Genomic DNA, 26,338 nt, shown 5'->3' with positions numbered 1-26,338 from the left:
TCTTTCGACAGAATGGAAATAAAAGTTTATTTCTGCCATAGTATGCATCACATTACCAAATAATATGCAAAGCGCTATTTTACTTCTTCTATCTTTTTTGTTTTAGGCAGGATTTTCATCACTTCTTCTAACACATCAAAGGGTTCATTTCTATCTGTTTTTCTACCGTCAATGGTAACAATAAGGTTGGCTTGGTCCATATGAAATCCTACCGCTCGACCAAATTTCATGGTTTCCTCGACTAGCATCGCTCCGTCTATTTGCTTGGTACCTTCTTTACTAATCCTAATAGAAACCTTCTTGTTATTCTCCTTAATAGATTCTACCTCGACTTCTTTTCCCCATACCTTCATACGAGCAATACGGAGTAATCTTTCTGCCGGAAGCGGTATATCTCCAAAACGATCCTGAAGCTCATCTACTATTTCTAAATATTCTTCTTCTTTTTCCATCGCTTTAATTCGTTTGTACATTTGGATTTTTTGATAACCGTCTGGTATATATTCATCGGAAATATAGGCCTCTGTACTAAGTGAAATTTCTATTTCTTCAGCCTCTTCCTTTTTGACACCAGTACGACGTTCCTCTATTGCTTCTTCTAACATCTGAGTATATAAATCGAATCCTACCGAATCTATAAATCCATGTTGCTGAGAACCTAACAAATTTCCTGCTCCACGGATGGACAAGTCCCTCATCGCGATTTTAAATCCAGAGCCCAGCTCGGTGAATTCTTTGACCGCCTGTAAACGTTTCTCTGCCACATCCGTAAGCACCTTGTCTCTTTGATGAAGAAGATATGCGTAAGCCACTCGGTTTGAACGGCCAACACGCCCTCTCAACTGATAAAGCTGAGATAATCCCATTTTATCTGCGTCATGGACGATCAGCGTATTAACATTCGGTATGTCTATGCCTGTTTCAATAATAGTTGTGGTGACTAAAACGTCATACTCTCCTTCTAAAAAGCTAATAATGACGGATTCTAGCTCGGTTTCTGACATTTGACCATGTGCATAGCCAACTCTGGCAGTAGGAACAAGTGCTTGAATTTCATCTACCTTACGAGTTATATCCTCTACACGGTTATAAAGGTAAAATGCCTGTCCTCCTCTAGCTAATTCCCTTTCAATAGCTTCTCGGACAAGTACTCCGTTATATTCCATTACATAAGTCTGTACAGGAAAACGATTTTTTGGTGGCGTTTCAATTACAGAAAGGTCTCTCACACCAATCATGGACATATGCAGTGTTCTAGGAATAGGAGTGGCGGTAAGCGTTAACACATCAACATTTGTTTTTAACTGCTTGATTTTTTCCTTATGCTTTACACCAAATCGCTGCTCTTCATCGACTATCAGTAACCCTAAATCATGGTACTCCACATCCTTCGAAAGAATGCGATGTGTTCCGACCACTACATCAACCATACCCTTTTTTAGCCCGTTAATTGTTTCTGCCTGCTGTTTTTTCGTACGGAATCGACTTAGCAAGCCAACCTCGATAGGAAAGTCCTGAAACCTCTCAATCATTGTCTCGTAATGCTGCTGAGCAAGAATGGTAGTTGGGCAGAGAAAAGCAACCTGCTTCCCTTCCATTACCGCTTTAAAGGCAGCTCTTATTGCGACTTCTGTCTTACCGTATCCAACATCCCCACATACCAAGCGATCCATTGGACGCGCTCTTTCCATATCACGTTTAACCTCTTGAATTGTCCGTAGCTGGTCCTCTGTTTCCTCATACGGAAAAGCTGCCTCAAAGGTTCTTTGCATTTCTCCATCTGGTTCGAACGCATATCCAACTTCTGCCTCTCGCTTTGCATAAAGCTTTAGCAATTCATCTGCTATGTCTTGGACAGCAGCTGATACCTTCGATTTTGTTTTCTTCCAGTCTGTGCCCCCTAGTTTATGGAGCTTCGGATCTTTTTCACCTGAAGGAACATATTTTTGGATAAGATCAATTTGATCTACAGGAACAAATAATTTATCATCTCCGCGGTATCGAATATGCAGGTAGTCTTTATGCACGCCATTTACCAGTAGTGTTTCTATACCAATATATTTACCGATACCATGGTGAATATGTACAACATTGTCCCCTGGCTTAATCTCTGAATAGCTTTTTATTCTTTCTGCATTTGTAACCTTTTGAGCGCGAGCTTTTTTCTTATGCTTCTGTTTAAACAATTCCGAGTCTGTGATAACAGCCATTTTTTGTAAAGGAAGCTCAAAACCTGCCTCTAAATCTCCCTCTATAATAAAGATACCCGGACGTGTTAAATCACTTGAATTAGCTCCAATCTGTGAAACTATTTCATAATCCTCTAATACTTCATGCACTTTTTGTACTCGTTCACTGCTATCTGCTAGTATGACCACTCGAAATTTCCCTTGCATAAAACGCTCTGTTTCATTTTTTAACAAATGCATTTGGCCATGGAAATTTTGCATTGGTTTACATGAAAAACCTATGTTTTTCTTAATGGATATACCACCAAACGTTCTTGAAAATAAAGATAAGTACACCTTAGACTGAGCTATTTTTTGTAAAATTTCCTTCATAGTAAAGGAAGGCTTTACTTTATGAACTGTTTTCCCCTCTTCAAGTAATGCTAAAAACCAATCATTTTCTTGCCTTTCTAATGTTTCTGCTACTTCCTGAACTCTACCCAACTCATCAAATAATACGATTCCATTTTTCGCAAAGTAGTCACCTAAAAAGCTATTTCCATCTAAAAGGGAGACGTATTTCAATGCCTCTTTTGGCGTCTCACCTTGTTTTAGCTCCTCAATATCCTGCTGAATATTTTGATAGAATTTTTCCTTTATTTCTGGAAGCTTCACCTTTTTTAAGCTATCTGCTAGAGCATCCTCTAGTCTTTCTGCCAACAGAATCTTCTTTTCTCTTGTGAAGACATACTCAGTCGCAGGGAGGATTCTTATTTCTTTCAGCTTTTTTAAGGAACGTTGATCTTCCGCAGAAAAAGTTCGGATGGAGTCCACTTCAGTATCAAACAGCTCTATCCGAATTGGATCCTCTAGATATAGTGGATAAATATCTATGATTCCGCCACGCATAGCAAATTCTCCGGGTGTTGTAACCATAGGCTGTCGAACATATCCTATATCTACTAAACTTTGAACTAGATGATCAACAACAATTTCTTCACCTTCCGAAATAGAAATCCTGTTTCTCTTCCATTCTTCTACTCCAGGTATATGCTTTTTTAACCCAGCTACAGGTACTACATATACACCTGTAGAGTTTGATAACATATGATCAATCGTCTCTAATCGTTGAGCACGCAACTCAGGACTCGCAACAGATATATCTGTTGAAATCAGCTCATCAGCAGGATATAGTCTGACTAAATCTTCACCTAAAAGCTTGATTAAATCCTCTGTTAGTTTTTGGGCATGAAGGAGATTAGGTGTAATAATTAATACAGACTTTTTTAACGAGCCATGTAACAGCTTAGTAAAAACTGCTCTTGCACTCCCAGAAAGACCTGTTACAAGCTGCTGGTCGTTCCCTTTCTCTAAATCTTTCACTAGATTCTGCAATTGTATATCTTCGATTAATAATTTACTTAGAAGTTCCATTTCAACCCACCTTTAATCATTACAAAAGCTAATAAGCTTAAACAGAAAAATGCTTTGTACACCCCATGTGTCAAAGCAATTACTGTATCCATTTTTTCAAAGCATAGTAATTAGGAAACTTTTGAAGAGAATGCTGACATTCCTCACAGATGCATCTCACCACAAAATTCCCTTCTTCTTCGTTTACTATATAAATATGTTGTTCTTCAGGTTTAATTTCGTGTTTATTTAGAAACTCCTGGTCAATTGAGTCAAAAGGTAATTGACCAACTTCTGTTTCACAGTGACGGCATTTGTAACGAATTGGCATACCTATACCCCCTTTTAAAAGAAGTATAGGCATATTCCCTACCATTTATGCACCATTATATTTATTCATCACTTCTAAAAATGGCTTCGACAACCATTCTTCGCATGCATCCGCACTATTTTTCACTGCATTTTCTATTTCCGGAAGTTCATCAGCTGTGAATTTGGACAATACATAGTCCGGCACCTTCATGCCATTTTTAGGGCGATCTATCCCAATGCGGATTCGATTAAACTCTTGGCTTCCAAGGTGCTGAATAATAGATTTTATTCCATTATGACCTCCAGCACTTCCTTTTTGTCTCAAACGTAGCTTGCCTGCCTGTAAATCTAAGTCATCGTAAATAACGACTATTTGATCATCCTCCACATTAAAGTAATCCATCATTGGGACGATACATTCGCCTGACAGGTTCATATAAGTCAATGGCTTTAGTAACATTATCTTTTCCGTGCCGACATGAGTTATTCCATAGACACCTTTAAACTTCGACTGATTTAAAGGTAAGTTTAATCTTTTAGAAAGCTCATCAATCACATGGAAGCCGACATTATGTCTCGTCGCTTCATACTGGCTTCCCGGATTTCCAAGCCCTACAAGTATTTTCATCTTTATTCCATTCCTTTGATTCTATATTTTCTTCATTTTAGCACATAGGACTTTTAATATCTCATCGGAAAGTAGCCATCAAGCATATGTATGAGTTAAAAAAGAGACTGCCAATCGGCAATCTCTTTTTTAATTAATCTGTAGTCTCATTTTCCTGAACTTCCGATGTATCCTCTACCTCTTCAGGTTCAGTGTCCAGCTTTGGTGCTAAAACAGTAACTAACGTAAATTCATCATCTTGTACAATTGGATATTTAACTTTTTTACGGATATCGCCTACCATTAAAGTATCTCCAATTGCTAGACCTGTAACATCTACCTCTATCGCCTCAGGAATGTTAGAAGGCTTTGTTACAATGGTAATTTCACGGTTTGGCTGCTGCAATAAACCACCTTGTGAAACACCTTCAGACGCCCCTGTAACAGTTACAGGCACACTGACCTCCAACTCATCCTTCATATTGATTGCTAAAAAGTCAACATGAATCATTTTACCTTGTAGGATGTTCATTTGGTAATCATTTAAGATAACATTGATCTCCTTACCGTCAAGATCAAGACGCATAACACCATTTTTCCCAATTTCACGAAGCGTCTTCGCTAAATCTTTCTCATCTATTGCAATAGATTGAGAATCTGTTTTAAAACCATACACTACTGCTGGAATGAAACCACTATTACGTAATATCGTATTTTCTTTATTCTTTCTGCGTTGTGCCTTAATTAATGTACCCATTGTATTCATCCTCCCACCTGGTATATCTATATCCAAATAATACCCTGAGGGGGGATTCTCAAACATTTAGCAATTAATCAAATAACGTGCTGACAGATTTCTCTTCAAACACACGAACGATTGCGTCACCTAATAGTTTTGCTACTGAAAGCTCTTTGATTTTTGGAGACCTTTTATCATCCGCTAAATCGATTGAGTTAGTTATTACTAATTCTTTAATCACAGAGCTATCAATTCGATCGATTGCTGGGCCTGATAATACAGGATGTGTACAACAAGCATAGACCTCTTTCGCACCGCTTTCCATTAATGCATTAGCAGCAATAGAGATTGTGCCTGCAGTGTCGATAATATCATCAATTAGGATGGCAGTTTTTCCTTCTACATTCCCAACAATATTCATAACCTCTGCCACATTTGGTCTTGGGCGGCGTTTGTCAATAATTGCAATTGGGGTTTTCAGTCTGTCTGCCATTTTACGAGCACGTGTAACACCACCATGATCAGGAGATACTACTACCACTTCGGAAGGATCGAAATTCTTTGTTAAGAAATAATCTGAAAGAATCGGCACTGCTACTAAATGATCAATAGGGATATCAAAGAAACCTTGAATTTGTGGTGCATGTAAATCTAATACGATTGCTCTAGTAGCTCCTGCAGTTGTTAGGAGATTTGCTACTAGCTTAGCAGTGATTGGTTCACGAGCACGTGCTTTTCTATCTTGTCGTGCGTAACCATAATAAGGAATAACTACGCTAACAGTTCTTGCTGATGCACGTTTCACCGCATCCAGCATGATTAATAACTCCATAATATGCTCATTCACAGGACCAGAAGTTGATTGCACGATGAACACATCGCACCCACGGATACTCTCTTCGATATTAATTTGTACTTCTCCATCGCTAAATCTGGTAACTGTACTTTTCCCTAGTGGAACTCCAACTTCTTTTGCGATCTCTTCCGCTAATTTCTTGTTCGAGTTCAACGTAAATATTTTTAACTTTGAGTTATTATATCGGTGAGTCATGGTTTGATTGATCCTCCTGAATGGTTGCTTATTTTAGTTTAAGTTTTTTCACATATCCATCTTTGTTTTCTTGTCTTGCGCGACCAATGGCAAGCGCATCTCCCGGAACATCTTTTGTAACGGTAGTTCCAGCTGCGACATATGCACCCGCTCCCAATGTGACAGGCGCTACTAGATTAGAGTTACAACCTACAAACACATCGTCCTCAATCGTAGTTTTAAATTTATTTTTCCCATCATAATTCACGGTAATTGTTCCGCAGCCGATATTTACATTAGAGCCTATAGAAGCATCGCCCATATAACTTAAATGAGAAATCTTGCTTCCATCTCCTATAGTGGCTTTTTTTACTTCTACAAAGTTTCCGATTTTCACCTTATTTCCAACTTCTGAATCAGGTCTTATATGTGCAAATGGACCAACAGAAGTAGCCTCTCCAATTTCACTGGAAAGAATCACAGAAGAGTGAATAATAGACCCATTACCAATCACGCTAGAAACAATGTGACTGTTTGGACCAATATGACAATTTTGTCCAATAGTAGTTTTTCCTTCGATTATTACACCAGGCTGAATAACGGTGTCGGACCCTATGACAGCATCGCTACTGATATATGTACTTTGTGGGTCTATAATTGTGACACCTTCACGCATGTGATAATGTGCGATTCTTTCACGCATAATTTTCTCAGCTTGTGATAACGCTACTCTATCATTAACACCCAGCGTTTCATCAAAGTTCTTAGCTGCATAAGCAGAAATTATATCTCCCTCTTGCTGTATAATCTCAATAACATCGGGCAAGTAATACTCACCTTGAGAATTTTCATTCTTTACTAATTTTAACGCTTTAAATAAAACTTCGTTATCAAAACAATAAGTACCAGAGTTAATTTCCTTTACTTTTTGTTCTTCTAAGGAAGCATCCTTCTGTTCTACAATATATTTCACATTTCCTTCTTCATTACGTATGATCCTTCCATAGCCTGTAGGATCTTCTGCGATGCCAGTAAGAATGGTAGCCTTCGCCTTTGTGGAATGATGGTGCTCTAATAGCTCTTGAAGAGTTTCTGCAGTAATTAGCGGAGTATCCCCACAAACAACAATCGTCGTTCCAGGAAGACCTTCTAGCACGTCCTTAGCCTGTAAGACTGCATGCGCTGTTCCAAGCTGTTCCTCCTGTAATGCATATTCGCTTCTAGCGCCCAATTCACTTTGGACTTTTTCAGCTCCATGCCCTACAATTGTAACAATCTTTTCAACCCCTACTTTTTCCATGTTTCCGATAACATGTTCAACCATAGGCTTACCACAAACAGGATGTAATACTTTATATAGGTTTGACTTCATTCGAGTGCCTTTACCGGCTGCCAAAACAACAGCATAAGTATTTGTCATTTATATTTTCCCTCCAGTGGCTGATTTCCTCTTTTGACTATATCGGAAATGAAGCTATTTTTCAAGGAAATATCTCTTGACAAATACATGACAAAACAAGTAATATATATAACTTTTAAATGTATAATTTTTAATCTGAGTTTTTAGAATAATTTAAAATAGAAGAGAAGAGGCCGGTTTTTTAATGTAAACGGTTCAAAATAAAGGGAAAAGATAGAGGAGAGGTAAACAGTTATCTTAATCTCGGATATTTAAAAAGGGCAGCTCCTAGTAGGAACTGCCTTTCTACGTATGGTGAAAAGACTTCGAAGTTATAAGTACTCTTCAGCTAATAGTTAATCAATATAAACATGGTAATTATACCGTTGCTTCATGCACCTTTTCTTCCACATCTTCGCATAAATTATATGCGTACAACACTGCTTCTTGAATTTTAGCACGAGTACTCACATTTATTGGGTGAGCTATATCGCGAAATTCTCCTTCTGGAGTACGCTTACTTGGCATGGCCACAAACAAGCCATCATTTCCTTCGATTACTCTTATATCATGAACAACAAATTCATCATCCAAGGTAATGGAAGCGATAGCTCTCATGCGCCCATCAGTTATTACTTTTCGCAGTCTCACATCGGTTACTTCCACTTAATTCCACTCCTTTTATCCTGCTGTTTTTATCATTTATTTATCATTCTACAAAAAAATAAAAAGTCCTTCTTATTGTTAAGAATATTTTCAATATTATAACATAGTATATAAGTAATATTTTTATCTTTGCAATACTTTTTTAAAAAATATTTTAATTTTTACTAAATAAGCAGTTAAATGTCACTCTACAGCCGACTATTTTTAAAACGAAATCTTTAAAAGAAACCCAAATAAAATAGCACCTACGATTTTATAGATAAATAAAAACGTAAGTGCTATTTCATTTTTCATTCTCGTTTCACCAAATTCTATCCATATTTTAAATGGTGGCGATTACTTCAATCTCTACCTTGACGTCCTTTGGTAGACGGGCTACCTCTACTGCAGAACGAGCCGGCTTATGTCCTTTAAAGTGTTTCTCGTAAGCTTCATTAAATTCAACAAAATCATTCATATCTTTCAAGAAAACAAGTGTCTTTACCACTTTGTCTAAGGAGGAACCTGCCTCTTCTAGTACTGCTTCTAGATTTGCAAATACTTGGGCAGTTTGCTCTGTGATAGATCCTTCTACTACCTGTCCTTCTGGAGTTAAAGGAATTTGTCCAGACGTGTACACCATATTATTGACGATCATTCCTTGCACATAGGGACCAATTGCAGCAGGTGCCTTATTTGTTGAAATCTCTTTCACTCTTATTTCCACCCTTCTTAAAGTAGTTTCCTTCTGATAGTGCGATTGTGTTATCTTTTTCATTTACCTCATGAAGCTTTACAAGTGATAAATAGTCTTGAATAAGATGTTCTCCCTCATGCTGCGCTTCTACTAAGACAGCTATACCGCCAAGTTCACAATTGAATTCTTCCAGTAGGCTCTTCATACCATTAATGGTGCCGCCTACTTTCATAAAATCATCCGTAATTAATACTCGTTGCCCTTTTTCCATACTACGTTTTGATAAGACCATTGTTTGTATACGACGTGCCGAGCCTGATACATAATTAATACTAACAGTAGGTCCTTCTGTCACCTTACTGTCACGCCGAACCACGACAACTGGAACATTCAAATGCTTTGCAATTGCATGAGCGATAGGTATTCCCTTTGTGGCAACCGTCATAATGGCATCAATTTTAGCATCAGCAAAAGCAGTAGCAAAAACCTTTCCTACTCTGTTCATCAAAGATGGATTTCCCAATAAATCAGTGAGATAAAGATAACCACCCGGCAGAAGTCGATCTGAATTAGAAAGCTGGTTCATTAATTCCTTTGCAACTTTCCTTATTTCCTCATCTGACATAGTTGGAATAAACTTTACGCCCCCTGCAGCTCCCGGGACTGTTACTAGCATGCCACTTCCTCTTGCTTCGAATGTTTCCTTCACGATTGCTAAGTCTTCACTTATAGAGGATTTTGCTGAATCATATAGCGTAGAGAAAAAAGGCAAAGGAATTAACTTATGTGGATTTTCCATCAGATATTGGGTCATGTCCACCAACCGCTCGCTTCTCTTCCATTTCATCTTACATCACCTCTATTTACGAATATTTTAATGAAAACTTATCATAAATATACGTGTTTAGGCAAGTGATGGGCGTTCTCCGACCAATCTGACTGCGTAAACCTCGTTACAGAAGCCACGTAAGCCGTTATAAACACGCTGAACTCTCGATTCGTGATTAACTAATCCAAAAACAGTTGGTCCACTTCCACTCATCAGTACAGCATCGGCGCCAAACTTTTTCATTTGATCCTTTAACACAGCAACCTCTGGGTGCAATTTTAACGTTACATCCTCTAGCACGTTTCCTAGCGAGGAACACATTAGCTTAAAATCCTTTTCCTCAATCGCCTTGATCATTTGTTCAGTTGGTGGATGAGTTATTTTATCAATTTTTAAATTACCATACACGTCAGCAGTCGACACTCCAAGCGTAGGTTTAGCGAGTATAACCCAACAATTTGCTGGACTCGGCAGCTCTTGAATCTTTTCTCCTCGCCCAGTCGCAAGAGCTGTTCCCCCATATACACAAAATGCTACATCTGAGCCAATTTTCGTACCGATTTGGGCAAGCTCGTCCAGGCTTAGTCCTAAGTTCCACAGCTTGTTTAGACCCTTTAAAGTGGCTGCAGCATCACTGCTGCCACCGGCCAATCCAGCTGCAACAGGAATATTTTTCTCAATGCTAATAGAAACCCCTTGTTTTACTTTAAACATATCCTTTAGGATTTTAGCAGCTTGATATGCAAGATTCCGTTGATCATTTGGGACAAAGCGATCCAAAGACAATATATGTATTGCTCCATCTTCCCTTGTTTCTAATCCAATTCGGTCGGCCAGATCAACTGTAGTCATGATCATCTCCACTTCATGATAACCGTCTGGTCGTTTATGTAATACATCGAGTGTTAAATTAATTTTAGCAGGTGCTTTTACAAAGTACATCCCATCTGCTCCTTTTTATACGTATGGTGAAACCTATTTTACCATAGTCCCTTCTATTTGAGAAAAGGATTGGAAAATAAAAGAAAGGGGATTATTTAGAAAGACCTTTCGTGCTTCCTCTTTACAAAGAGATATGGTGTGTTGCCATTAAAGAAGCCATGATATACACCAGTAGATGTCTGTCCAAATAGGAAAGGGTGTCCCATAAGTTTTCTTATGAGACACCCCTTTTCCTGCTAGTTGTAGATTATAAACTTCTCGAATACAAGAAAAACACTATGATTTATTTTGGTTGTTCACATTTTGTTCAGCCATTTCAATCGCACGCTTTACCATGTTTCCTGCATCACGGGCTTTAATTCCGCCCCAGCCTTCGGTTTTGACTACATCATAAAATCCGAGATCTTTCGCTATCTCTTCCTTTAATTCCTTAGACATTATCCCTTTTCTAGCCATGTGGTGAAGCCTCCCTTAACAACTAGCATTATTAGTATGAGCAATATAAACAAAAAAACTCCCCTTCTTAAAAAGAAAGGGAGCACTCAAAAAAAACTATAAAAAGTTCAAATTACTTTACTACAATTAAATTATTTGCTTCATCAAATATAGTGATTTCTACTGCTTCTGTCAAAATGTCTGCATAACTATAAGATACTCGTTCAAAAGAATTCTCATCTTGATCCAGGTCAACCACGAAGACGGCATGATATGTTTCTCTTAGCACACCAGCTCGTTCAATCGTTTTCTTACGTCCTCCGTTTGCTTTTAATTGCAAACGTTTGCCTAAATGGTGATCTAATGACTTTTTAATATCAGCTAAAGTTTTTGGCATTTCGCTTACACCTCACTGAATACTATGATACAGCATTTTTTATTTATTGTCAAACAAAATATTTTAACAACGATTCACTATGCTTGTCAATATATTTATTTATCAATAGCATTATTTTTATTTATTAATATTACTGATATTGTAACAAGTATTCTTAATGAAAGTGAGGGTACAATTCATCTGCAAGTTTGCCAAACTCTTCAATCGTTAAAGTTTCACCTCTTCTAGTAGGTTCAATGTCTACATTATGAAGGGCTTGAATAATTAGATCTTTCTTCTCCTTCCCATTCGGTAAGGAGGCTTGCAAATTATTAATAATGGTTTTTCTTCTTTGAATAAATGATCCTCTTGATACCTGGAAAAAGAAATCTTCATCTAGTACCTTAACCGGCGGCTTCTCGTGACGAGTTAGCTTTATAACTGCAGAATCTACATTTGGAGGTGGCATAAAGACTGTCTTTGGAACCGTCATTGCCACTTCCGCCATCATGTAATACTGAATAGCTATTGATAAAGATCCATAAGCTTTTGTTCCTGGCTTGGCAGTAATTCTATCTGCTACTTCTTTTTGCATCATTACAACCATCCCGCGTAAGGGCAAGCGTTCCATTAACAGCTTTAGTAGAATGGGCGTAGTAACATAATAAGGTAAATTCGCTACTACCATTACATCCTGAAAGTCTGAGAGCTTTTCTTTCCAAATTTCTTGAATATTAGCCTCTAATATATCCGAATGAATAATTTCTACATTATCATACGGAGAAAGTGTGTCCTCCAAAACCGGCAAGAGACGTTGGTCGATTTCAAAGGAGATAACTTTCCCAGCAGCCCTTGCTAAATGCTCGGTTAAAGCTCCTATTCCCGGCCCTACCTCAATAGCAGCAGAATCCTTCGTCAGCTCTGCGTGACTCACAATATTCCGCAAGATGTTCGGGTCTATTAAAAAGTTTTGTCCTAAGCTCTTCTTAAAGGAAAAACCATATTTTTTTAAGATTTCCTGTGTTCTAACTGGGGTCGCGATATCTTTTTGTGTCATTATTTATTTTCCTCCGAGTTCAGTTGCAAAATCGCCTGTTCCAATTGTTCTTTGGAAATTTGAAATATAGACAAGCGCTTCTGTAGCTGTTTTCCATTTGTATAACCAATCTTTAGTATTTCCCCAAGTCTCGTTCTTCTTCCCTTGGAATCAGGATGCCCGATAAGTGTCGCTTCTATCAACATACTTAATGGAATTGGCTCCTGTATGTCATGGTCAAGCTTTGGTGTGTAGACATCTTGCAGTGCCTGTCTGATGTCCTCATCTTTCGCATGCTCAATACCTAGACCCTTACCATTTTTAGCAATCGTTTTATCCTTTGATAAGAAAGCATGTTTCACCCCTGGTACCTGTTCCTCAATGATTGCTCTAATTCTTCTCCCTGGATAGTCTGGATCTGTAAAGACGATGACACCTCTTTTTTCTTGGGCATGTTGAATTTTTATAAGGGTTTCTTTAGAAATAGCTGACCCATTTGTTTCAATAGTATCTGCTTCAACAGCTCTTTTAATTGCTGTCGTGTCATCTTTACCCTCAACGACAATAATCTCCTTTATTCGCAAAAAGCTTCCTCTTTTCTTGATCACTATATCCATTATCATAACGCAAAAAAGCTTCCCCTTACAACGAAAGGGAAGCACTCGTAATTAGTTTAAAACTTTAATACGTACTTTTTTACGACCAAAATTATATGCTTGGGATTTCGATGGCATAAAAAGATCTATTTTATTCCCTTTAATAGCTCCTCCTGTGTCACCTGCAATAGCATACCCGTAGCCTTCTACCCAAACCTTTGAGCCTAATGGGATAACACTTGGATCTACAGCAATAACTTTTACATCAGGGTTAGATTTAAGATTAATACCAGTTGAAGTTACACCACTGCAGCCGTTGCAATAAGCAGTGTAGGCTGTTGCGGTAACATAGAATTCTTTCCCCCCAGAAGATGAGTTAGAAGTACCTGCTACTTTGGAAGACCCACGAGATACACTAGCTGTCACAACCTTTGTACCTACTGCAACTACCTTCTTCTTAGGTTCTTTTGTTACTTTTTCTTCTACTACTTTTCGAGATACCTCTACACCATTTTCTTTTACTACTTCATATGTTCGGGAAACAGTTCCTTTTTCTCCTGCTTGAACAACTTTTTCCTTACCTTTTAGTAGCGAGTTATCTTTTTTTGTTTCTACTGCAAAGTTTGTTTCTTCTTCAACTACATCGGTGACCTTTTCTACTCGCACTATTTTTATAACAGTATCTGGTGTTACTTGCTCATCCATACTCTGCTTCAAACGGTCCAATTCATTTAAATGAATGTCATGTTTTTTTAAAAAGTCAGCGACCGTAGTCGAAGTGGACCATAATTTTTTCTTTTCCTTTCCATCTAAAACAGTTACTTGGTAAGCCTTTTTGATAGAAATTTCATTGTCCGGTCCTACCACTGCATCCATCGCAGGGGTTACTTTATCATGCTCAGCTAACTGAACATTTGCCTTTGCCAATATTTCTGAAACTAAATCGTCAGTAGTATGTACACTTTGTACCTTTCCATCTACCGTGACTTGTACTTTTCTTGCCTGCTCCCACTCAACCTCTAAATTATTCGAGATTGAAGTGTTCACTGAGGGATGTAAATAATCATGGTCCGAAACTATTATATCTTGCTCATCTAATAGTTCCTTCACTGTATTTGCATGAGTTGTAATTTCTTGTTGTTGTCCGTTTACTGTCAATGCGACAGTTTTCTTTGTACCTTCGTACAATACAAAGGTAACAGCTGCAATAAACACCAATAAAGACAATGCAGTTACTAATGTTTTCTTGCTCCTCAATGAAGGAAGGAACAGGTTTTTCATGTTATTTTTTTGCATGAAAAACGCCTCCTTGTTCACTCGTGTGATTATATAGAGTACTTTTCAGCTTGTCAACTCTTTTGGATTTTTCCTCTATTTACCTGAAGCTAATTTTTAACCCTTTTTTCATAACCGTTAATTAGGCAGATTAAAGAATTTTAGCGCATTTTTACTCGTAGCGTCTGCTACCTCTTCTACTGTCAAACCCTTTAATCTAGCTATTTCCTCTGCGACCAAAGCCACTAGCGCTGGCTCATTTCTTTTTCCACGATGTGGATGTGGAGCGAGATACGGTGCATCTGTTTCTATTAACAGCTTATCCAAAGGAATTTCTGTAGCCACTTCTTTCGGCTTCTTTGCATTTTTAAAAGTTACAGGGCCACCTAAGGAAATCATAAAGTTCATTTCAATGCATTGTTTCGCTGTTTCTACGCTACCACCAAAACAGTGCATGACTCCTCCCGTAAGATGAGCCTCTTCTTCTTGAAGAATTTTCACAACATCTTCCGTTGCATCACGATTATGTATAATCACAGGGAGATTTACCTTCTGAGCCAAACGAATTTGCTTTCGAAAAAGCTCCTGCTGAACATCTTTTGGAGACTTGTCCCAATAATAGTCCAACCCTGTTTCTCCTATCCCAACTACCTTCTCATGTGCAGAAAGCTCTTCAATCCATTGCAAATCAGCATCTGTACAATCAATTGCATCGACTGGGTGCCAGCCAATGACAGCATAGATAAACGGGTATGTATCTGCAAGAATCATAGCTCGTTCAATTGTCTTTCGATCGAATCCAATTACAACCATTTTTTGGACATCTGCTTCAATTGCTCGATCAATTACATCCTGTAAATCCTCATCATATTGGTCTGCATTTAAATGTACATGAGTATCAATTAACATATAGATGTTCTCCTATCTGTAAAATATTCTACAACTTTTTCTTTTTACATACATCACGATATTATTACAAATACATTAAATTAGCTGAATTTTTAAGTCAAACTAAATCTTTTTCTTCATATACATGAAATTTTTTTCTAAATATACAAGAAGTTGTTTTAGGGAGGAAATTCTTTATAAATCCATAAACTCCTGATTCATCCCGGCAAGTATAAATGAAATGAGCGGAGAGCATATTACCGCACACAGGGCATATGGCATATAATATCGTTCTAAGGAGAGTAAAGCAAAGAAAAAACATTCATCAATTAAAGAAGGGCTGCCCCATAAGTTTTCTGCTTATGGAACAGCCCATTTTCTATATTATTTCCCTTTATTTAACCTGTGCACCATTTTCTAATTTTTCATCTACAGTTGCTAAAGTTAAAAAGCCGTCCTTTTCTCCAGCCAGAATCATCCCTTCCGATAACTCTCCTCTTAACTTCACTGGCTTTAAATTTGCAACCACTATTACTTTCTTCCCGATAAGTTCGTTCGGCTCGTAGTGTTTCGCTATACCTGACACGACTTGACGTTTTTCATAGCCTAAATCCAACTGTAATTTTAGGAGCTTATCTGCTTTTGGCATTTTTTCGCAAGAAATGACGGTCGCAACGCGTAAATCTACTTTAAAGAAATCATCTATAGATATTTCCTCTACTTTTTCCTCTTCTTCTATTTCTTCCTCTTGAGGGGTTTGAACAGATCCTTGCATCTGCTCTCGTATATAAGAAACCTCCACATCCACTTCTAAACGCGGGAAAATAGGTACTCCTGTTTTAATGACAACTGTACCCGCTGGGATGACATGAAAGCTATTCAGATTACTCCATTTTAACAATTCCTCTGAAAGGCCTAGCTGTTTTACTATTTCTTTCGGACTGTTTGTCATAAATGGTTGAATGAGCGTAGCAATCATTCTTAAGCTTTCTGCTAAATTAGTCATGACAGCTGCCAACTGTCCTTTTTGAGTTTCATCTTTAGCAAGCACCCATGGTTGCGTTTCATCTATATATTTGTTTGTGCGTGATACAAGTGCCCAAAGATCACTTAAAACTGCGCTAAATTGCATTTTCTCCATATTTGCTTCATACTTGTCAACCGTTTCCTTTGCAAACTGAATAAGAGCTTCATCAAATTCTGTAGCAACCGTGTAAGAAACTGGTATAGAACCATCAAAATACTTATTAATCATAGAGACTGTACGATTCAACAGATTTCCAAGATCATTCGCTAAATCAAAATTAGTGCGTTCTACAAAGGACTCAGGTGAAAATACACCGTCTTGGCCGAACGGAAGCTCTCTTAGTAAGAAGTAACGAGTAGCATCAAGTCCGTAGCGTTCTACTAGCATTTCTGGATATACGACATTTCCTTTAGATTTAGACATTTTACCGTCCTTCATCATGATAAATCCATGAGCAAATACTTTTTTAGGTAATGGTAAATTTAATGCCATAAGGAATATGGGCCAATAAATGGTGTGAAAACGAACTATATCCTTTCCAACCACATGTACGTCTGCAGGCCAATACTTTCTAAATAGAGAGTCATCCTCTGATAAATAACCTAGTGAGGTAATATAATTAGTCAGTGCGTCTACCCATACATATATGACATGCTTTGGATCTCCTGGTACTTTTATTCCCCAGTCAAAGGATGTTCTGGAAACAGATAAATCTTCTAGTCCTGGTTTAATAAAGTTATTGATCATCTCATTCTTACGAGACTCAGGCTCTATAAACTCTACATTGTTTTCATAATACTCCAGAAGACGACCTGCATATTTCTTCATATTAAAGAAATAAGATTCCTCTTTTACTTTATGTACTGGACGCCCACAATCAGGACAGTTACCGTCCTCTAATTGTGTCTCTGTGAAAAATGATTCACATGGGGTACAGTACCATCCCTCATACTCTCCCTTATAAATATCGCCGTTATCTAAGAAAGTTTGAAAAATCTTTTCTACTGTTTTTTTATGACGTTCCTCTGTCGTTTGGATAAAATCATCATACGAAATATCCATTAAAGCCCAAACTTTCTTAGCTGCCGCTGCAATTTCATTTACATATGCTTGCGGCTCCATTCCTGCCTCTTGGGCTTTCTCTTGAATTTTTTGACCATGTTCATCCATACCAGTTAAGAATCTTACATCATAGCCCTTTAGCCGTTTGTAGCGCGCCATTGCATCAGAAGCTACAGTTGTATAGGCAGTACCAATGTGGAATTTTCCACTCGGATAGTAAATTGGCGTGGTTAAATAGAATGTTTTTTGCTCGTTCAATTTGATATTGCCTCCAATGCGTTCTTTATTTATTTCCTATTCTATCTAAATGAATAAGTGGTTTCAATCTATACTACTAGATTCATTTATCGAATTAAACAGGAGGTTCGATTTTCTTCCAAAAAAAAGAATTTTATTAATAACTTTTATATATAACCACATCTAACTGGGGTTTTCGCCTGCAAAAAGTCATATTTTTATCATAAATTCTAATAAAATCAGAAGAATAATTATTGACCAATATGGTAGTACTTGGTATGATAGACTACATAAAAGAGGTTTATGTCGAATTATGGCGAAAAATATACACTCTTGAGAGGAGAACTTTAATAATGAAATCTACAGGTATTGTTCGTAAAGTTGATGAATTAGGACGAGTAGTTATTCCGATTGAACTACGTCGTACACTTGGTATTGCTGAAAAAGATGCTTTAGAAATCTACGTTGACGATGATAAAATCATCTTAAAAAAATATATGCCTAACATGACATGTGCTGTTACTGGAGAAGTTTCTGAAGATAACCTACGTCTAGTTGGCGGTAAATTAATCTTAAGCCCAGAAGGCGCTGAAGCATTAATTAAAGAAATTCAAAGCAACTTAAAATAATGTTAATAGGTGTAGCAAGGATTTACCTTGCTACCCTTTTCTTTTTGGTCTCAGTTAATATGATAAGCCTGATACACTTCCCGCTTGGAAATCCCTCTTTCTTTTGCAACCTCTTTCACTGCTTCTTTTGAGCTGATTCCTTTTTCTTTTATTACTTGCTCTACATGCTCCTCTAAAGATAAAGAAATCCACCAAGCTTCTTCCTCTTGAACAGATTCTCCATTACCTTCTAGAACAATACAAAACTCACCTCTAATGTCGGCACTTTCTACCCAAGCAACAGCTTCCTCTAAAGTTCCTCTGAGGAACTCCTCGAACTTTTTAGTTAGCTCCCTAGCAAGCGTTATTTTTCGATTACCTTCTATTATAGTAAGCATATCCTTTAAGGTATCTTTTAAACGATGTGGTGCTTCGTAAAGTAAGATTGTTTCCTTCCTTTTTTGAAGTTCTAGAAGCTCACTTTTTCTTTCTTTTTTATTTCTGCTTAAAAACCCATAAAAGTAAAACGGTTGAGTTTGCAGTCCAGAAGCAATTAGCGCAGTTATAGCTGCATTTGCTCCTGGTATTGGGATAACTGCAAATCCTTCAGCCACAGCCTTCTCCACAATATCGGCTCCTGGGTCAGAGATACATGGTAGACCTGCATCACTCACTAAAGCAACCTTTTTTCCCCTTCTTAATAACTCTAAAATCTTCTCCCCGCCTGTTTCTTGATTATGATCATGATAACTAAATAACGGGGTATTTATCTCAAAATAATTACAAAGCTTTTTTGTATTTCTCGTGTCTTCTGCTGCAATAAGATCTACTTCCTTTAAAATTCGTATAGCTCTCATTGTCATGTCCTCTAAATTACCAATAGGTGTTCCTACCAAGTATAAACAGCTATGTGTCTCATGCTCGGTTGACTTTTGGGATCTCATTTAACAGTTCCTCCCATATAGGCTTCTTTTTGTTTCCGTGAAAGCTGTTTAAATGCATACTCTGCTCTCATTGCTTCTTCCTTTGACTCAAATAACTCATAGTATATACATCTCACAGGCTTTCTAGCTCTTGTATATTTGGCACCTTTGCCTTCATTGTGTTTTTTCATTCGATTCACTAAATCATTTGTATATCCTGCATAATACGAACCATCTCTACATTCTAATACATAAAAAATGTGATTTCCTTTATCTTGCTCCATATAGCATCTCTTTTACTTCGTTTGTATATTCTCCATCTTCCCCATACACATATAAAGGTGGGAGAATCCTCAAATCTGGCTTCCCATCTTTTATTCCTTCTATTAATAAAGTGTTTGCTTCCTTCCCAGGCTTGGGATAGACAAGTTGTATCCGCTTTGGCTCAAGTCTATTTGCTCGCATAGCAGTTACGATATCTAACAGTCTTCCAGGACGATGGACAAAAGCAGCCTTTCCACCTTGTTTCAGAAGCTCACTTGCTGATTTTATTGCCTCATCAAGCTTTAAATGAATTTCATGTCGTGCAATTGCTAAATGTTCCTTTAGGTTGCGCTCACTTGCCTCATGAGCAGGGAAATATGGTGGATTGCAGGTAACAACATCGTACTTTTCATAGCCTATTTTTCCTGCTATTCCTATTACGTTATCTTCCCTAATTTCTATTCTTCCCTCTAGCTTATTATATTTCACGCTTCTGTCAGCCATATCAGCAAGTCTTTCTTGTAACTCTACTCCTATAATCTCTGCATTTGTTCGTGCGCTAAGAAATAAGGGGATCGCACCATTTCCAGTACATAAGTCTACTATTTTTCCTTTTTTAATGGGAACATATGTAAATTTAGCTAATAAAACAGCATCTAGCGAAAAAGAAAAAACAGAAGGGCTCTGAATTATTCTCAAATCCTCTGCCAATAAATAATCCAATCGCTCGTCATTTTTTAGCCATTCTTCCATTTCTACTACCTCCATACAAAACAAGAGACTGAGATTCCACCTATGTGGCATTCAGTCTCTTCATTTAACCATTTTGTTTATTTAAAAAAGATAAGCAAAACAGGCAATCTTCCTCTTTGCGAGGACTTCCATAATGAACGTGACATACATGATAGCCCTCCTGGTAGAGACGAGCCAAATTATCGTACCCTTCTCCAACATCCATCTTGTTCAACTGCCCTTTACCTTGCATTTTCTCTTGAGTCATTTCTTTTTCATGTATTTCATCAAGTCTTTGTCTTAAGTGCTTATTTTCTTCTTGCAGCGCCTGGCGTTCTTCAAGCAAGATTGCTACAAATTCTTTTAAAGCTCGAAATTGGAGCTGCGTGGACTCTAAATGTTTTTCAAATTCGATTACTGTATCCAAAAAATTACGGTCCATCACATATTCACCTCATTGCCTAGACCATTGTACTGGGCTTTTAGCATAGTTGATAATCTCATCTAACGTGTAGTCTAGTACACGCATAGGATCGCTAAATTCAATCTTTAAAACTCTTTCAAGCACATTCATGCCTACTACTTTACCAAAACCATCCGGTGTTTCTATCTTATCTCCAAGGTCTGGCATTTTTTCTCTTGCAGCCTCGTACTCATCATTTTCATACTTTAAGCAGCACATTAATCTTCCACAAAGACCTGAAATTTTAGAAGGATTTAAGGACAGATTTTGGTCCTTTGCCATCTTAATCGAAACTGGCTCAAAATCTCCAAGGAACGTTGAACAACAAAGCATACGACCACATGGACCAATTCCTCCAAGCATTTTCGCTTCGTCTCGTACCCCTATTTGTCGAAGCTCAATTCTTGTTCTAAATATAGAGGCTAAGTCCTTCACTAGGTCTCTAAAATCTACGCGACCCTCTGCAGTAAAATAAAAGATAATCTTGTTTCTGTCAAAGGTATATTCGACATCTACAAGCTTCATTTCTAACTGCCTCTCTAAAATCTTCTCTGTTCCTAAAGCCAAGGCTTGGGCAGATTCTAATCGATTTTCCTCTACCTGGATACGATCCTTTTCTGTAGATGGACGCACTACCTGCTTTAATGGAAGCACTACATCGTTCTCTCCGACCTGTTTAATCGGTACAACGACTTTCCCATACTCTACCCCTCTAGCAGTTTCTACGATGACATAGTCATCTTTTTCAAGCGCATAGTCTACTGGATCAAAATAATATATTTTACCCGCTTTTTTGAAGCGGACTCCTACCACTTTATACAACACTATACCCCTCCTGCAGGTTAAGCATCAGCTGTTCCATCATCAGCGTCCTATTCATATTTTTATGAAGATTTTGCTTTGCTTGTAAAATTAATTCTAATTGTTTAGATAATTTTCCGTAAGTTGTTTGCAAAGCCAACTGTTTCCAAACGGGAATCATGTCTGGATAAGTACAAGCTGTTTCCGGAGTTGCTTTTATAGCTACTATATCACGATAAGCAAATAGTAGTAAATCTAATACTTGTCCTGCTTCCTCTTTCTCTTTTAGCAATGGTCCAAAATCTTCATGAAGACATAAGAGCGCCTCCTGGGGATCCTTTTCCGCTGCTTGTACTAATTTTAACACTGATTTTCGTGTAAGTCCAAACTGCTCGTCTGTCGCTAAAATTAGTGCTTCTTCGACCTTATTTGTCAATCTACTAACCGTTGAAGCCATAGAATCTGTTATTCCTTCTTCTATTAATTTTTGCTTTAAAATAGCATGTGGAATCGCCGAGAGACTAATTTGCTGGCATCTCGAACGAATTGTTGGAATAAGGGCATGAATTTTGTCTGTTAAAAGAAAGGCAGTGATATTACTTTGAGGCTCCTCTAAAAATTTAAGTAATGCATTAGCAGCGCTATTATGTAGTCTATCTGCTTCATATATCACATAAACTTTTCTTCCGCTTTCAATAGAGGTCTTGCTCATTTCCTGTATTAACTCGTCTATCTGATTCCTTTTAACAAATTGTCCATCAGGTTTTATTTCCCTATAGTTTAAATGATTATGTGATTTTAGCCTTCTGCAGCTTCGACATGTTTCACATGGAACATAATTTGTCGGATTTTCGCAAAATAACAGCTGAACAAAAAACTGCATGATCTTTTCTGTCCCTGTTCCCTTTGCCCCATCTATAATATAAGCATGGCCTACTCTTCCCTTAGATACCATTGCTTGTACTTGCTGAATAGCCCTTGGTTGCAGTTTTTCAATTCCTTCTATGGACCATTCCTCTGTCATTATTTATTCATTCCTTTCTCTAAAAAATCCCGTGTCTCGCATTGTGCGAAAACACGGGAGTATTACGTATACAAATTAATTAGAAGTCCTTTAATCTCCCCAATTTTATCTAATAAGTCAAGGGAGCTTTTTTCTTGGTTCAGTATTTCTTCAGCTAATTCTACTAATTTTTCATCAATCGTTTCTACTATTTTAAGCTTTCTACCTTCTCCAAAGCGATTCCATGTGTGAGACTGCTTTAATCCCATTCCGAAATCAACAGCTTCTTGCAAAAATTTTCGAATGAGCATTTTATATTTCGCCATGTCCCGCAAATTTCTAGATCTAGCTAATCGATCTCCAGCTGTGGAGATATCTCCTAAAAGTCTAGTCAACGTTTCCGTCTGCATTCTCTGCTCTTGTTTGACGACCATATGACCGAACTTTGCAGAAGAAACATTTTGCGGAATGGTATTTCGAATCTTATCGTGTCCTACACGCAAGTCTTGGTTTATTTTCAAAATGTTCTTTCCTTTCCTTCATTTTAAAAATGATGGAATTGTTCAATAGGAAGGACAAATACTGTTGCTCCTCCTACCTCTACCTCCACAGGGTACGGGATATAAGAGTCTGCATTTCCTCCCATTGGAGAAACAGGTGCAACCATTTGCTCTCTTGCACGGCAATTATCTCTAATTAGTTCTAATGCAGATGCCACTAAAGAGTCATCGGTACCGATTAGAAAAGTAGTATTTCCAGATCTTAAAAATCCACCTGTACTTGCAAGTTTTGTTGCTCTAAACTTGGCTTTCGTTAACGCATTGGATAACCGATTACTATCTTGGTCCTGCACTACCGCTACTATTAATTTCATCGAGACTCACCCCTAATTATTATTATATATTCTTTCTATTATAACATAAACTATTTAATATTTTTCCAGTTCTTTCTTGGTGGCTAAATAAACTTCTTCGAGAACCTCTTCTACCTCCTTGGAAGCATCAATGGAGACAAAACGTTCTGGATATTTATCTAACAGCATTAAATATCCCTCTCTCACTTTCTCATGAAAAGAGAGACTTTCCACATCTAATCGATTTTTTTCTCTCTCCAGGTGGGCATTGATACGTGCCAGTCCAATACTTGGTTCTATATCAAAGTAAATGGTCTTGTCAGGCATTGTATCTCCTATTGCGAATTGATTAATCGAATAGATCTCCTCTACCCCGATTCCTCTAGCAAAGCCTTGATAAGCGAGGGAACTATCAATAAATCGATCACATATGACGATTTTTCCTTCATTTAAAGCAGGTAAAATTACCTCAACCAGGTGCTGTCTTCTTGCAGCAGCATATAACAACGCTTCCGTACGACTATCCATCATTATATGCTCTCTATCTAAAATTATATTACGTATTTCCTCTGAAATCTTTATACCGCCTGGCTCTCTAGTCATTAATACTTCATAGCCTTCATCCATTAGCCTGCTACCTAGCAGTTGCATCACTGTCGTCTTCCCAGCACCCTCTGGTCCCTCGCTTGTTATAAAATACCCTTTTTTCTTCACAATTAATCCTCCACAACATATATTAGCCTTTCTTCTAGACGATGGTTTCCTTGAAAGGAAGCCCCTTTCTCTATCCATTCCTCTAATTCTGTCAACACGGAAACAGTTATCTTCTCCCCAGGCAAAATTAACGGAATACCTGGTGGATAAGGAACAATCATTCCTTTTGCAACTCTCCCCAACGCTCGTGTATAAGGAATCCATTCCCCTTGCCTCTCATTTAATAAACTTACATTCATATGTAAGGTAGAAATCTCTTTCCCAGCAGTGGGGTGAATATCTTTTGGACTCTTAGGCTCTTCCTTCATTAAATCATCCACTGCATTTTTTATACGCTTTCTGACCTCTGCAAAAGAATAATCTTGGTCAAAAGTTAACAACGGCAAAATGAGTAACACCTGAGATGTATCCGCCAATTCAACGTAAAGTTGATGTGCCTCCAGGACTCTCTGTACCTGGAATCCAGAATATTTTCCTACTCTGATAAGCAGCTTAAGTGGGTCATCCACTTGTATTACTTCTAGCTGTTTTATTGTTTCTAATGCTTCAATAAACAACTTTCTCTTATCCATGAACTGTTTAAAATCTATATCACTGTACCTCTCCACATAATTACGAGCATCGTCTAACGAAGCAAGTAATAAATAGGAGGGGCTACTTGATTGGAGCATTCTAAGATATTTATTTACTCGTTCAACTAAGTCTAACGTTGAATTGATGTGCAGGAAGGAGCCCATTGTAAAGGCTGGTAAAGTCTTATGAGCTGATTGTACAACAATATCTGCTCCAAGCTCTAATGCCGACTTAGGAAAGCCTGTTGAAGCTCTAAAATGAGCACCATGAGCCTCATCTACTAAAACAAGCATATTGTTTTGGTGACATAGCTCTATTATTTCCTGTAGCTCAGCAGATACTACACCATAATAGTTAGGATATGTGATAACTACTGCTTTCGCATTAGGAAAATCCTCAATAGCCTTCCGAATTCCCTCTACTGACACTGTCGTCGCCGTCTTTGTTCGCTTATCCCAAACAGGGTTAACGAATATTGGTTCAGCCCCTACTAGTTCAATCGCATGAAAGATAGATTTATGTGCATTACGTTGCACTATCAATTGCTCCCCATACTGACAAACCGCATATATCATTGCTAGATTTCCGACAGTCGTCCCATTCACCAAGAAGAAGCTTTTCACCGATCCATAAGCTCTAGCTAATAAATCCTCCGCTTCCTTAATCGCTTCCTCTGGATGATGATAATCATCCAATCCACTTAGTTCCGTAAAATCATAGCCCATCGCTTGCTTCATAGGACTTGGAAGCTTAGATAATAAACCATGCTTATGCCCCGGCACATGCATCGAAATAGTCCTCTTATTATAAAATTTTTCTAATGCCTCAACCAGTGGGCGTGACTCCTGCATATGAAAACCTCCAATTACCTCTTGCTATCTTTATTATACATGAAAAAATGAGTGAATCCTTTGCTTTCCTTGCAAGGACATTAAGGAAAGAGAGTGTCTAACTCTTATTATTTCCTACTCTATTAGTACGGATACCCCACTCCAATTCAAAAAAGGGGAACCCCTACTAGAATTCCCTCTCTACGAAAAAACAGTAGTCATTGGTCCATACACTTCCACCATACCTCAGAATCTGCTCTTCCTTTTAAGTAAGCACGAATGAGAATAAAATCGGCTTATCTGAGAGTAAATGGTCCCCGAACGAGAGTATTCCTGCTGAATGAGAATAAACCTGGTCTAACTGAGAGTAAACAGACGCCGAACGAGAGTAAGCTTCCCCTATCCGAGAGTATTCCTCCCGTGAACGAGAGTAAATCCTCGGTTACCTATGACAGGGATTATTTTTTTGAATTTGCCCTTATAAAGATAACCGGTGAGCATTTGCCATGCCTTTTACCATTCTAAGTCTTCTAGCTTACTTGTGGATGCTGCGATAGGAGCTAGTATGGGAGATTGGAGGCATCGGCCATGCCTTCCCCAAATGTTCTTTCCTATTTAGATAGTAGGTGCTGATTGGGAGAATACCTTCCTTTTATTCCCGCGCGAACGAGAATAAATTCGGCTTATCCGAGAGTAAATGCTTCCCGAACGAGAGTATTCCCACTGAACGAGAATAAAACTTGTCTAACTGAGAGTAAACAGCGGCTAAACGAGAGTAACCACAACCTATCCGAGAGTATTTCACCCGTGAATGAGAATAAACCCATGGCCCCAAATGACCCTATCAGATAGACCAGCAAT

The 26,338-nt window shown here is 38.0% G+C and carries 28 protein-coding genes; 1 reads left to right on the top strand and 27 read right to left on the bottom strand.

Features of this window, described 5'->3' with window-relative positions; genetic code table 11:
• Window positions 1-74 precede the first annotated feature (74 nt).
• The 17 genes from mfd to metG form a co-directional block, all read right to left on the bottom strand.
• A complete protein-coding gene (gene mfd / locus AC1VU3_RS15005) occupies window positions 75-3,602 on the bottom strand; it encodes a transcription-repair coupling factor (protein ID WP_482983903.1) in 3,528 nt (1,175 codons plus the stop codon).
• 79 nt (window positions 3,603-3,681) lie between these two features.
• Window positions 3,682-3,912, bottom strand: a complete 231-nt coding sequence (locus AC1VU3_RS15000; RefSeq protein ID WP_482983902.1) for an anti-sigma-F factor Fin — start codon at window positions 3,910-3,912, stop codon at window positions 3,682-3,684.
• A 45-nt stretch (window positions 3,913-3,957) separates the two neighbouring features.
• Window positions 3,958-4,521: an aminoacyl-tRNA hydrolase gene (gene pth / locus AC1VU3_RS14995; RefSeq protein ID WP_480390486.1), complete on the bottom strand. Its 564-nt coding sequence runs from the start codon at window positions 4,519-4,521 to the stop codon at window positions 3,958-3,960.
• A gap of 133 nt (window positions 4,522-4,654) precedes the next feature.
• Complete coding sequence (locus AC1VU3_RS14990; RefSeq protein WP_482983901.1) at window positions 4,655-5,257, bottom strand: 50S ribosomal protein L25/general stress protein Ctc; 603 nt, start codon at window positions 5,255-5,257, stop codon at window positions 4,655-4,657.
• 73 nt (window positions 5,258-5,330) lie between these two features.
• Window positions 5,331-6,290, bottom strand: coding sequence for a ribose-phosphate diphosphokinase (locus tag AC1VU3_RS14985; protein ID WP_480390488.1), 960 nt, complete (start codon window positions 6,288-6,290; stop codon window positions 5,331-5,333).
• A gap of 28 nt (window positions 6,291-6,318) precedes the next feature.
• Entirely contained in the window at window positions 6,319-7,689 is a 1,371-nt protein-coding gene (glmU, locus tag AC1VU3_RS14980; RefSeq protein WP_480390489.1) for a bifunctional UDP-N-acetylglucosamine diphosphorylase/glucosamine-1-phosphate N-acetyltransferase GlmU, read from the bottom strand.
• Window positions 7,690-8,046: 357 nt separating this feature from the next.
• Window positions 8,047-8,334 carry a septation regulator SpoVG gene (gene spoVG / locus AC1VU3_RS14975; RefSeq protein WP_480390490.1) on the bottom strand — a complete coding sequence of 96 codons (288 nt, stop codon included), beginning with the start codon at window positions 8,332-8,334 and terminating at the stop codon, window positions 8,047-8,049.
• A 322-nt stretch (window positions 8,335-8,656) separates the two neighbouring features.
• Window positions 8,657-9,028, bottom strand: a complete 372-nt coding sequence (locus AC1VU3_RS14970) for a RidA family protein (protein ID WP_482983900.1) — start codon at window positions 9,026-9,028, stop codon at window positions 8,657-8,659.
• Window positions 9,006-9,857 carry a pur operon repressor gene (purR, locus tag AC1VU3_RS14965; protein WP_480390492.1) on the bottom strand — a complete coding sequence of 284 codons (852 nt, stop codon included), beginning with the start codon at window positions 9,855-9,857 and terminating at the stop codon, window positions 9,006-9,008. Before purR ends, AC1VU3_RS14970 begins: the two co-directional genes overlap by 23 nt.
• A gap of 57 nt (window positions 9,858-9,914) precedes the next feature.
• A complete protein-coding gene (gene ispE, locus AC1VU3_RS14960; protein ID WP_480390493.1) occupies window positions 9,915-10,781 on the bottom strand; it encodes a 4-(cytidine 5'-diphospho)-2-C-methyl-D-erythritol kinase in 867 nt (288 codons plus the stop codon).
• Window positions 10,782-11,057: 276 nt separating this feature from the next.
• Window positions 11,058-11,237, bottom strand: coding sequence for a small, acid-soluble spore protein, alpha/beta type (locus AC1VU3_RS14955; protein ID WP_480390494.1), 180 nt, complete (start codon window positions 11,235-11,237; stop codon window positions 11,058-11,060).
• Window positions 11,238-11,349: 112 nt separating this feature from the next.
• A complete protein-coding gene (veg, locus tag AC1VU3_RS14950) occupies window positions 11,350-11,613 on the bottom strand; it encodes a biofilm formation stimulator Veg (RefSeq protein ID WP_480390495.1) in 264 nt (87 codons plus the stop codon).
• A gap of 154 nt (window positions 11,614-11,767) precedes the next feature.
• On the bottom strand, window positions 11,768-12,649 hold the full coding sequence (gene rsmA / locus AC1VU3_RS14945; RefSeq protein ID WP_480390496.1) for a 16S rRNA (adenine(1518)-N(6)/adenine(1519)-N(6))-dimethyltransferase RsmA: 882 nt from the start codon (window positions 12,647-12,649) through the stop codon (window positions 11,768-11,770).
• Complete coding sequence (rnmV, locus tag AC1VU3_RS14940) at window positions 12,649-13,212, bottom strand: ribonuclease M5 (protein ID WP_480390497.1); 564 nt, start codon at window positions 13,210-13,212, stop codon at window positions 12,649-12,651. Before rnmV ends, rsmA begins: the two co-directional genes overlap by 1 nt.
• A gap of 84 nt (window positions 13,213-13,296) precedes the next feature.
• Window positions 13,297-14,520 carry a ubiquitin-like domain-containing protein gene (locus AC1VU3_RS14935; RefSeq protein ID WP_482983899.1) on the bottom strand — a complete coding sequence of 408 codons (1,224 nt, stop codon included), beginning with the start codon at window positions 14,518-14,520 and terminating at the stop codon, window positions 13,297-13,299.
• Between the two features lie 117 nt (window positions 14,521-14,637).
• Entirely contained in the window at window positions 14,638-15,408 is a 771-nt protein-coding gene (locus tag AC1VU3_RS14930; protein ID WP_482983898.1) for a TatD family hydrolase, read from the bottom strand.
• 373 nt (window positions 15,409-15,781) lie between these two features.
• Window positions 15,782-17,734, bottom strand: coding sequence for a methionine--tRNA ligase (gene metG / locus AC1VU3_RS14925; RefSeq protein WP_482983897.1), 1,953 nt, complete (start codon window positions 17,732-17,734; stop codon window positions 15,782-15,784).
• Window positions 17,735-18,066: 332 nt separating this feature from the next.
• Between metG and AC1VU3_RS14920 the strand changes: the two genes are divergently transcribed.
• Complete coding sequence (locus AC1VU3_RS14920) at window positions 18,067-18,342, top strand: AbrB/MazE/SpoVT family DNA-binding domain-containing protein (protein ID WP_480390501.1); 276 nt, start codon at window positions 18,067-18,069, stop codon at window positions 18,340-18,342.
• A 50-nt stretch (window positions 18,343-18,392) separates the two neighbouring features.
• On the opposite strand, the gene rsmI is transcribed toward AC1VU3_RS14920, so the two are convergent.
• The 10 genes from rsmI to AC1VU3_RS14870 form a co-directional block, all read right to left on the bottom strand.
• Window positions 18,393-19,265: a 16S rRNA (cytidine(1402)-2'-O)-methyltransferase gene (gene rsmI / locus AC1VU3_RS14915; protein ID WP_480390502.1), complete on the bottom strand. Its 873-nt coding sequence runs from the start codon at window positions 19,263-19,265 to the stop codon at window positions 18,393-18,395.
• Window positions 19,262-19,528: a GIY-YIG nuclease family protein gene (locus AC1VU3_RS14910; RefSeq protein WP_480390503.1), complete on the bottom strand. Its 267-nt coding sequence runs from the start codon at window positions 19,526-19,528 to the stop codon at window positions 19,262-19,264. Before AC1VU3_RS14910 ends, rsmI begins: the two co-directional genes overlap by 4 nt.
• Entirely contained in the window at window positions 19,515-20,261 is a 747-nt protein-coding gene (locus AC1VU3_RS14905) for a tRNA1(Val) (adenine(37)-N6)-methyltransferase (protein WP_480390504.1), read from the bottom strand. Before AC1VU3_RS14905 ends, AC1VU3_RS14910 begins: the two co-directional genes overlap by 14 nt.
• Window positions 20,262-20,325: 64 nt before the next feature.
• Complete coding sequence (gene yabA, locus AC1VU3_RS14900; protein ID WP_480390505.1) at window positions 20,326-20,685, bottom strand: DNA replication initiation control protein YabA; 360 nt, start codon at window positions 20,683-20,685, stop codon at window positions 20,326-20,328.
• A gap of 9 nt (window positions 20,686-20,694) precedes the next feature.
• On the bottom strand, window positions 20,695-21,525 hold the full coding sequence (locus AC1VU3_RS14895; RefSeq protein WP_480390506.1) for a PSP1 domain-containing protein: 831 nt from the start codon (window positions 21,523-21,525) through the stop codon (window positions 20,695-20,697).
• Window positions 21,518-22,528 carry a DNA polymerase III subunit delta' gene (gene holB, locus AC1VU3_RS14890; protein ID WP_480390507.1) on the bottom strand — a complete coding sequence of 337 codons (1,011 nt, stop codon included), beginning with the start codon at window positions 22,526-22,528 and terminating at the stop codon, window positions 21,518-21,520. The genes AC1VU3_RS14895 and holB overlap by 8 nt, the downstream gene beginning before the upstream one ends.
• 62 nt (window positions 22,529-22,590) lie before the next feature.
• The gene (locus AC1VU3_RS14885) at window positions 22,591-23,028 is read right to left on the bottom strand and encodes a YaaR family protein (protein ID WP_480390508.1); all 438 of its coding nucleotides are present in this window, start codon (window positions 23,026-23,028) and stop codon (window positions 22,591-22,593) included.
• A gap of 23 nt (window positions 23,029-23,051) precedes the next feature.
• Window positions 23,052-23,381, bottom strand: a complete 330-nt coding sequence (locus AC1VU3_RS14880) for a cyclic-di-AMP receptor (RefSeq protein WP_093276576.1) — start codon at window positions 23,379-23,381, stop codon at window positions 23,052-23,054.
• 54 nt (window positions 23,382-23,435) lie between these two features.
• Complete coding sequence (gene tmk / locus AC1VU3_RS14875; RefSeq protein WP_480390509.1) at window positions 23,436-24,074, bottom strand: dTMP kinase; 639 nt, start codon at window positions 24,072-24,074, stop codon at window positions 23,436-23,438.
• A gap of 2 nt (window positions 24,075-24,076) precedes the next feature.
• On the bottom strand, window positions 24,077-25,498 hold the full coding sequence (locus AC1VU3_RS14870) for an aminotransferase class I/II-fold pyridoxal phosphate-dependent enzyme (protein ID WP_480390510.1): 1,422 nt from the start codon (window positions 25,496-25,498) through the stop codon (window positions 24,077-24,079).
• Between the last annotated feature and the right edge of the window lie 840 nt (window positions 25,499-26,338).

This window comes from Psychrobacillus sp. Z16_25, from assembly GCF_056856695.1.
Note: the sequence above shows the minus strand (reverse complement) of the source record. Positions and strands in the feature narration are given on the sequence as shown.

Excerpts from the sequence above, each read along its gene's own strand:
- AC1VU3_RS15000 (WP_482983902.1), bottom strand. The coding sequence starts at position 3,912 with ATGCCAATTCGTTACAAATGCCGTCACTGTGAAACAGAAGTTGGTCAA.
- AC1VU3_RS14870 (WP_480390510.1), bottom strand. The coding sequence starts at position 25,498 with ATGCAGGAGTCACGCCCACTGGTTGAGGCATTAGAAAAATTTTATAAT.
- veg (WP_480390495.1), bottom strand. The coding sequence starts at position 11,613 with ATGCCAAAAACTTTAGCTGATATTAAAAAGTCATTAGATCACCATTTA.
- AC1VU3_RS14920 (WP_480390501.1), top strand. The coding sequence starts at position 18,067 with ATGAAATCTACAGGTATTGTTCGTAAAGTTGATGAATTAGGACGAGTA.
- glmU (WP_480390489.1), bottom strand. The coding sequence starts at position 7,689 with ATGACAAATACTTATGCTGTTGTTTTGGCAGCCGGTAAAGGCACTCGA.
- AC1VU3_RS14880 (WP_093276576.1), bottom strand. The coding sequence starts at position 23,381 with ATGAAATTAATAGTAGCGGTAGTGCAGGACCAAGATAGTAATCGGTTA.
- purR (WP_480390492.1), bottom strand. The coding sequence starts at position 9,857 with ATGAAATGGAAGAGAAGCGAGCGGTTGGTGGACATGACCCAATATCTG.
- AC1VU3_RS14905 (WP_480390504.1), bottom strand. The coding sequence starts at position 20,261 with ATGGAAGAATGGCTAAAAAATGACGAGCGATTGGATTATTTATTGGCA.
- pth (WP_480390486.1), bottom strand. The coding sequence starts at position 4,521 with ATGAAAATACTTGTAGGGCTTGGAAATCCGGGAAGCCAGTATGAAGCG.
- AC1VU3_RS14935 (WP_482983899.1), bottom strand. The coding sequence starts at position 14,520 with ATGCAAAAAAATAACATGAAAAACCTGTTCCTTCCTTCATTGAGGAGC.
- AC1VU3_RS14990 (WP_482983901.1), bottom strand. The coding sequence starts at position 5,257 with ATGGGTACATTAATTAAGGCACAACGCAGAAAGAATAAAGAAAATACG.
- ispE (WP_480390493.1), bottom strand. The coding sequence starts at position 10,781 with ATGTACTTTGTAAAAGCACCTGCTAAAATTAATTTAACACTCGATGTA.
- AC1VU3_RS14930 (WP_482983898.1), bottom strand. The coding sequence starts at position 15,408 with ATGTTAATTGATACTCATGTACATTTAAATGCAGACCAATATGATGAG.
- AC1VU3_RS14985 (WP_480390488.1), bottom strand. The coding sequence starts at position 6,290 with ATGACTCACCGATATAATAACTCAAAGTTAAAAATATTTACGTTGAAC.
- rsmA (WP_480390496.1), bottom strand. The coding sequence starts at position 12,649 with ATGACACAAAAAGATATCGCGACCCCAGTTAGAACACAGGAAATCTTA.
- AC1VU3_RS14910 (WP_480390503.1), bottom strand. The coding sequence starts at position 19,528 with ATGGAGCAAGATAAAGGAAATCACATTTTTTATGTATTAGAATGTAGA.
- AC1VU3_RS14955 (WP_480390494.1), bottom strand. The coding sequence starts at position 11,237 with ATGGCTAGAAAAGGGATAATGTCTAAGGAATTAAAGGAAGAGATAGCG.
- rsmI (WP_480390502.1), bottom strand. The coding sequence starts at position 19,265 with ATGAGATCCCAAAAGTCAACCGAGCATGAGACACATAGCTGTTTATAC.
- holB (WP_480390507.1), bottom strand. The coding sequence starts at position 22,528 with ATGACAGAGGAATGGTCCATAGAAGGAATTGAAAAACTGCAACCAAGG.
- mfd (WP_482983903.1), bottom strand. The coding sequence starts at position 3,602 with ATGGAACTTCTAAGTAAATTATTAATCGAAGATATACAATTGCAGAAT.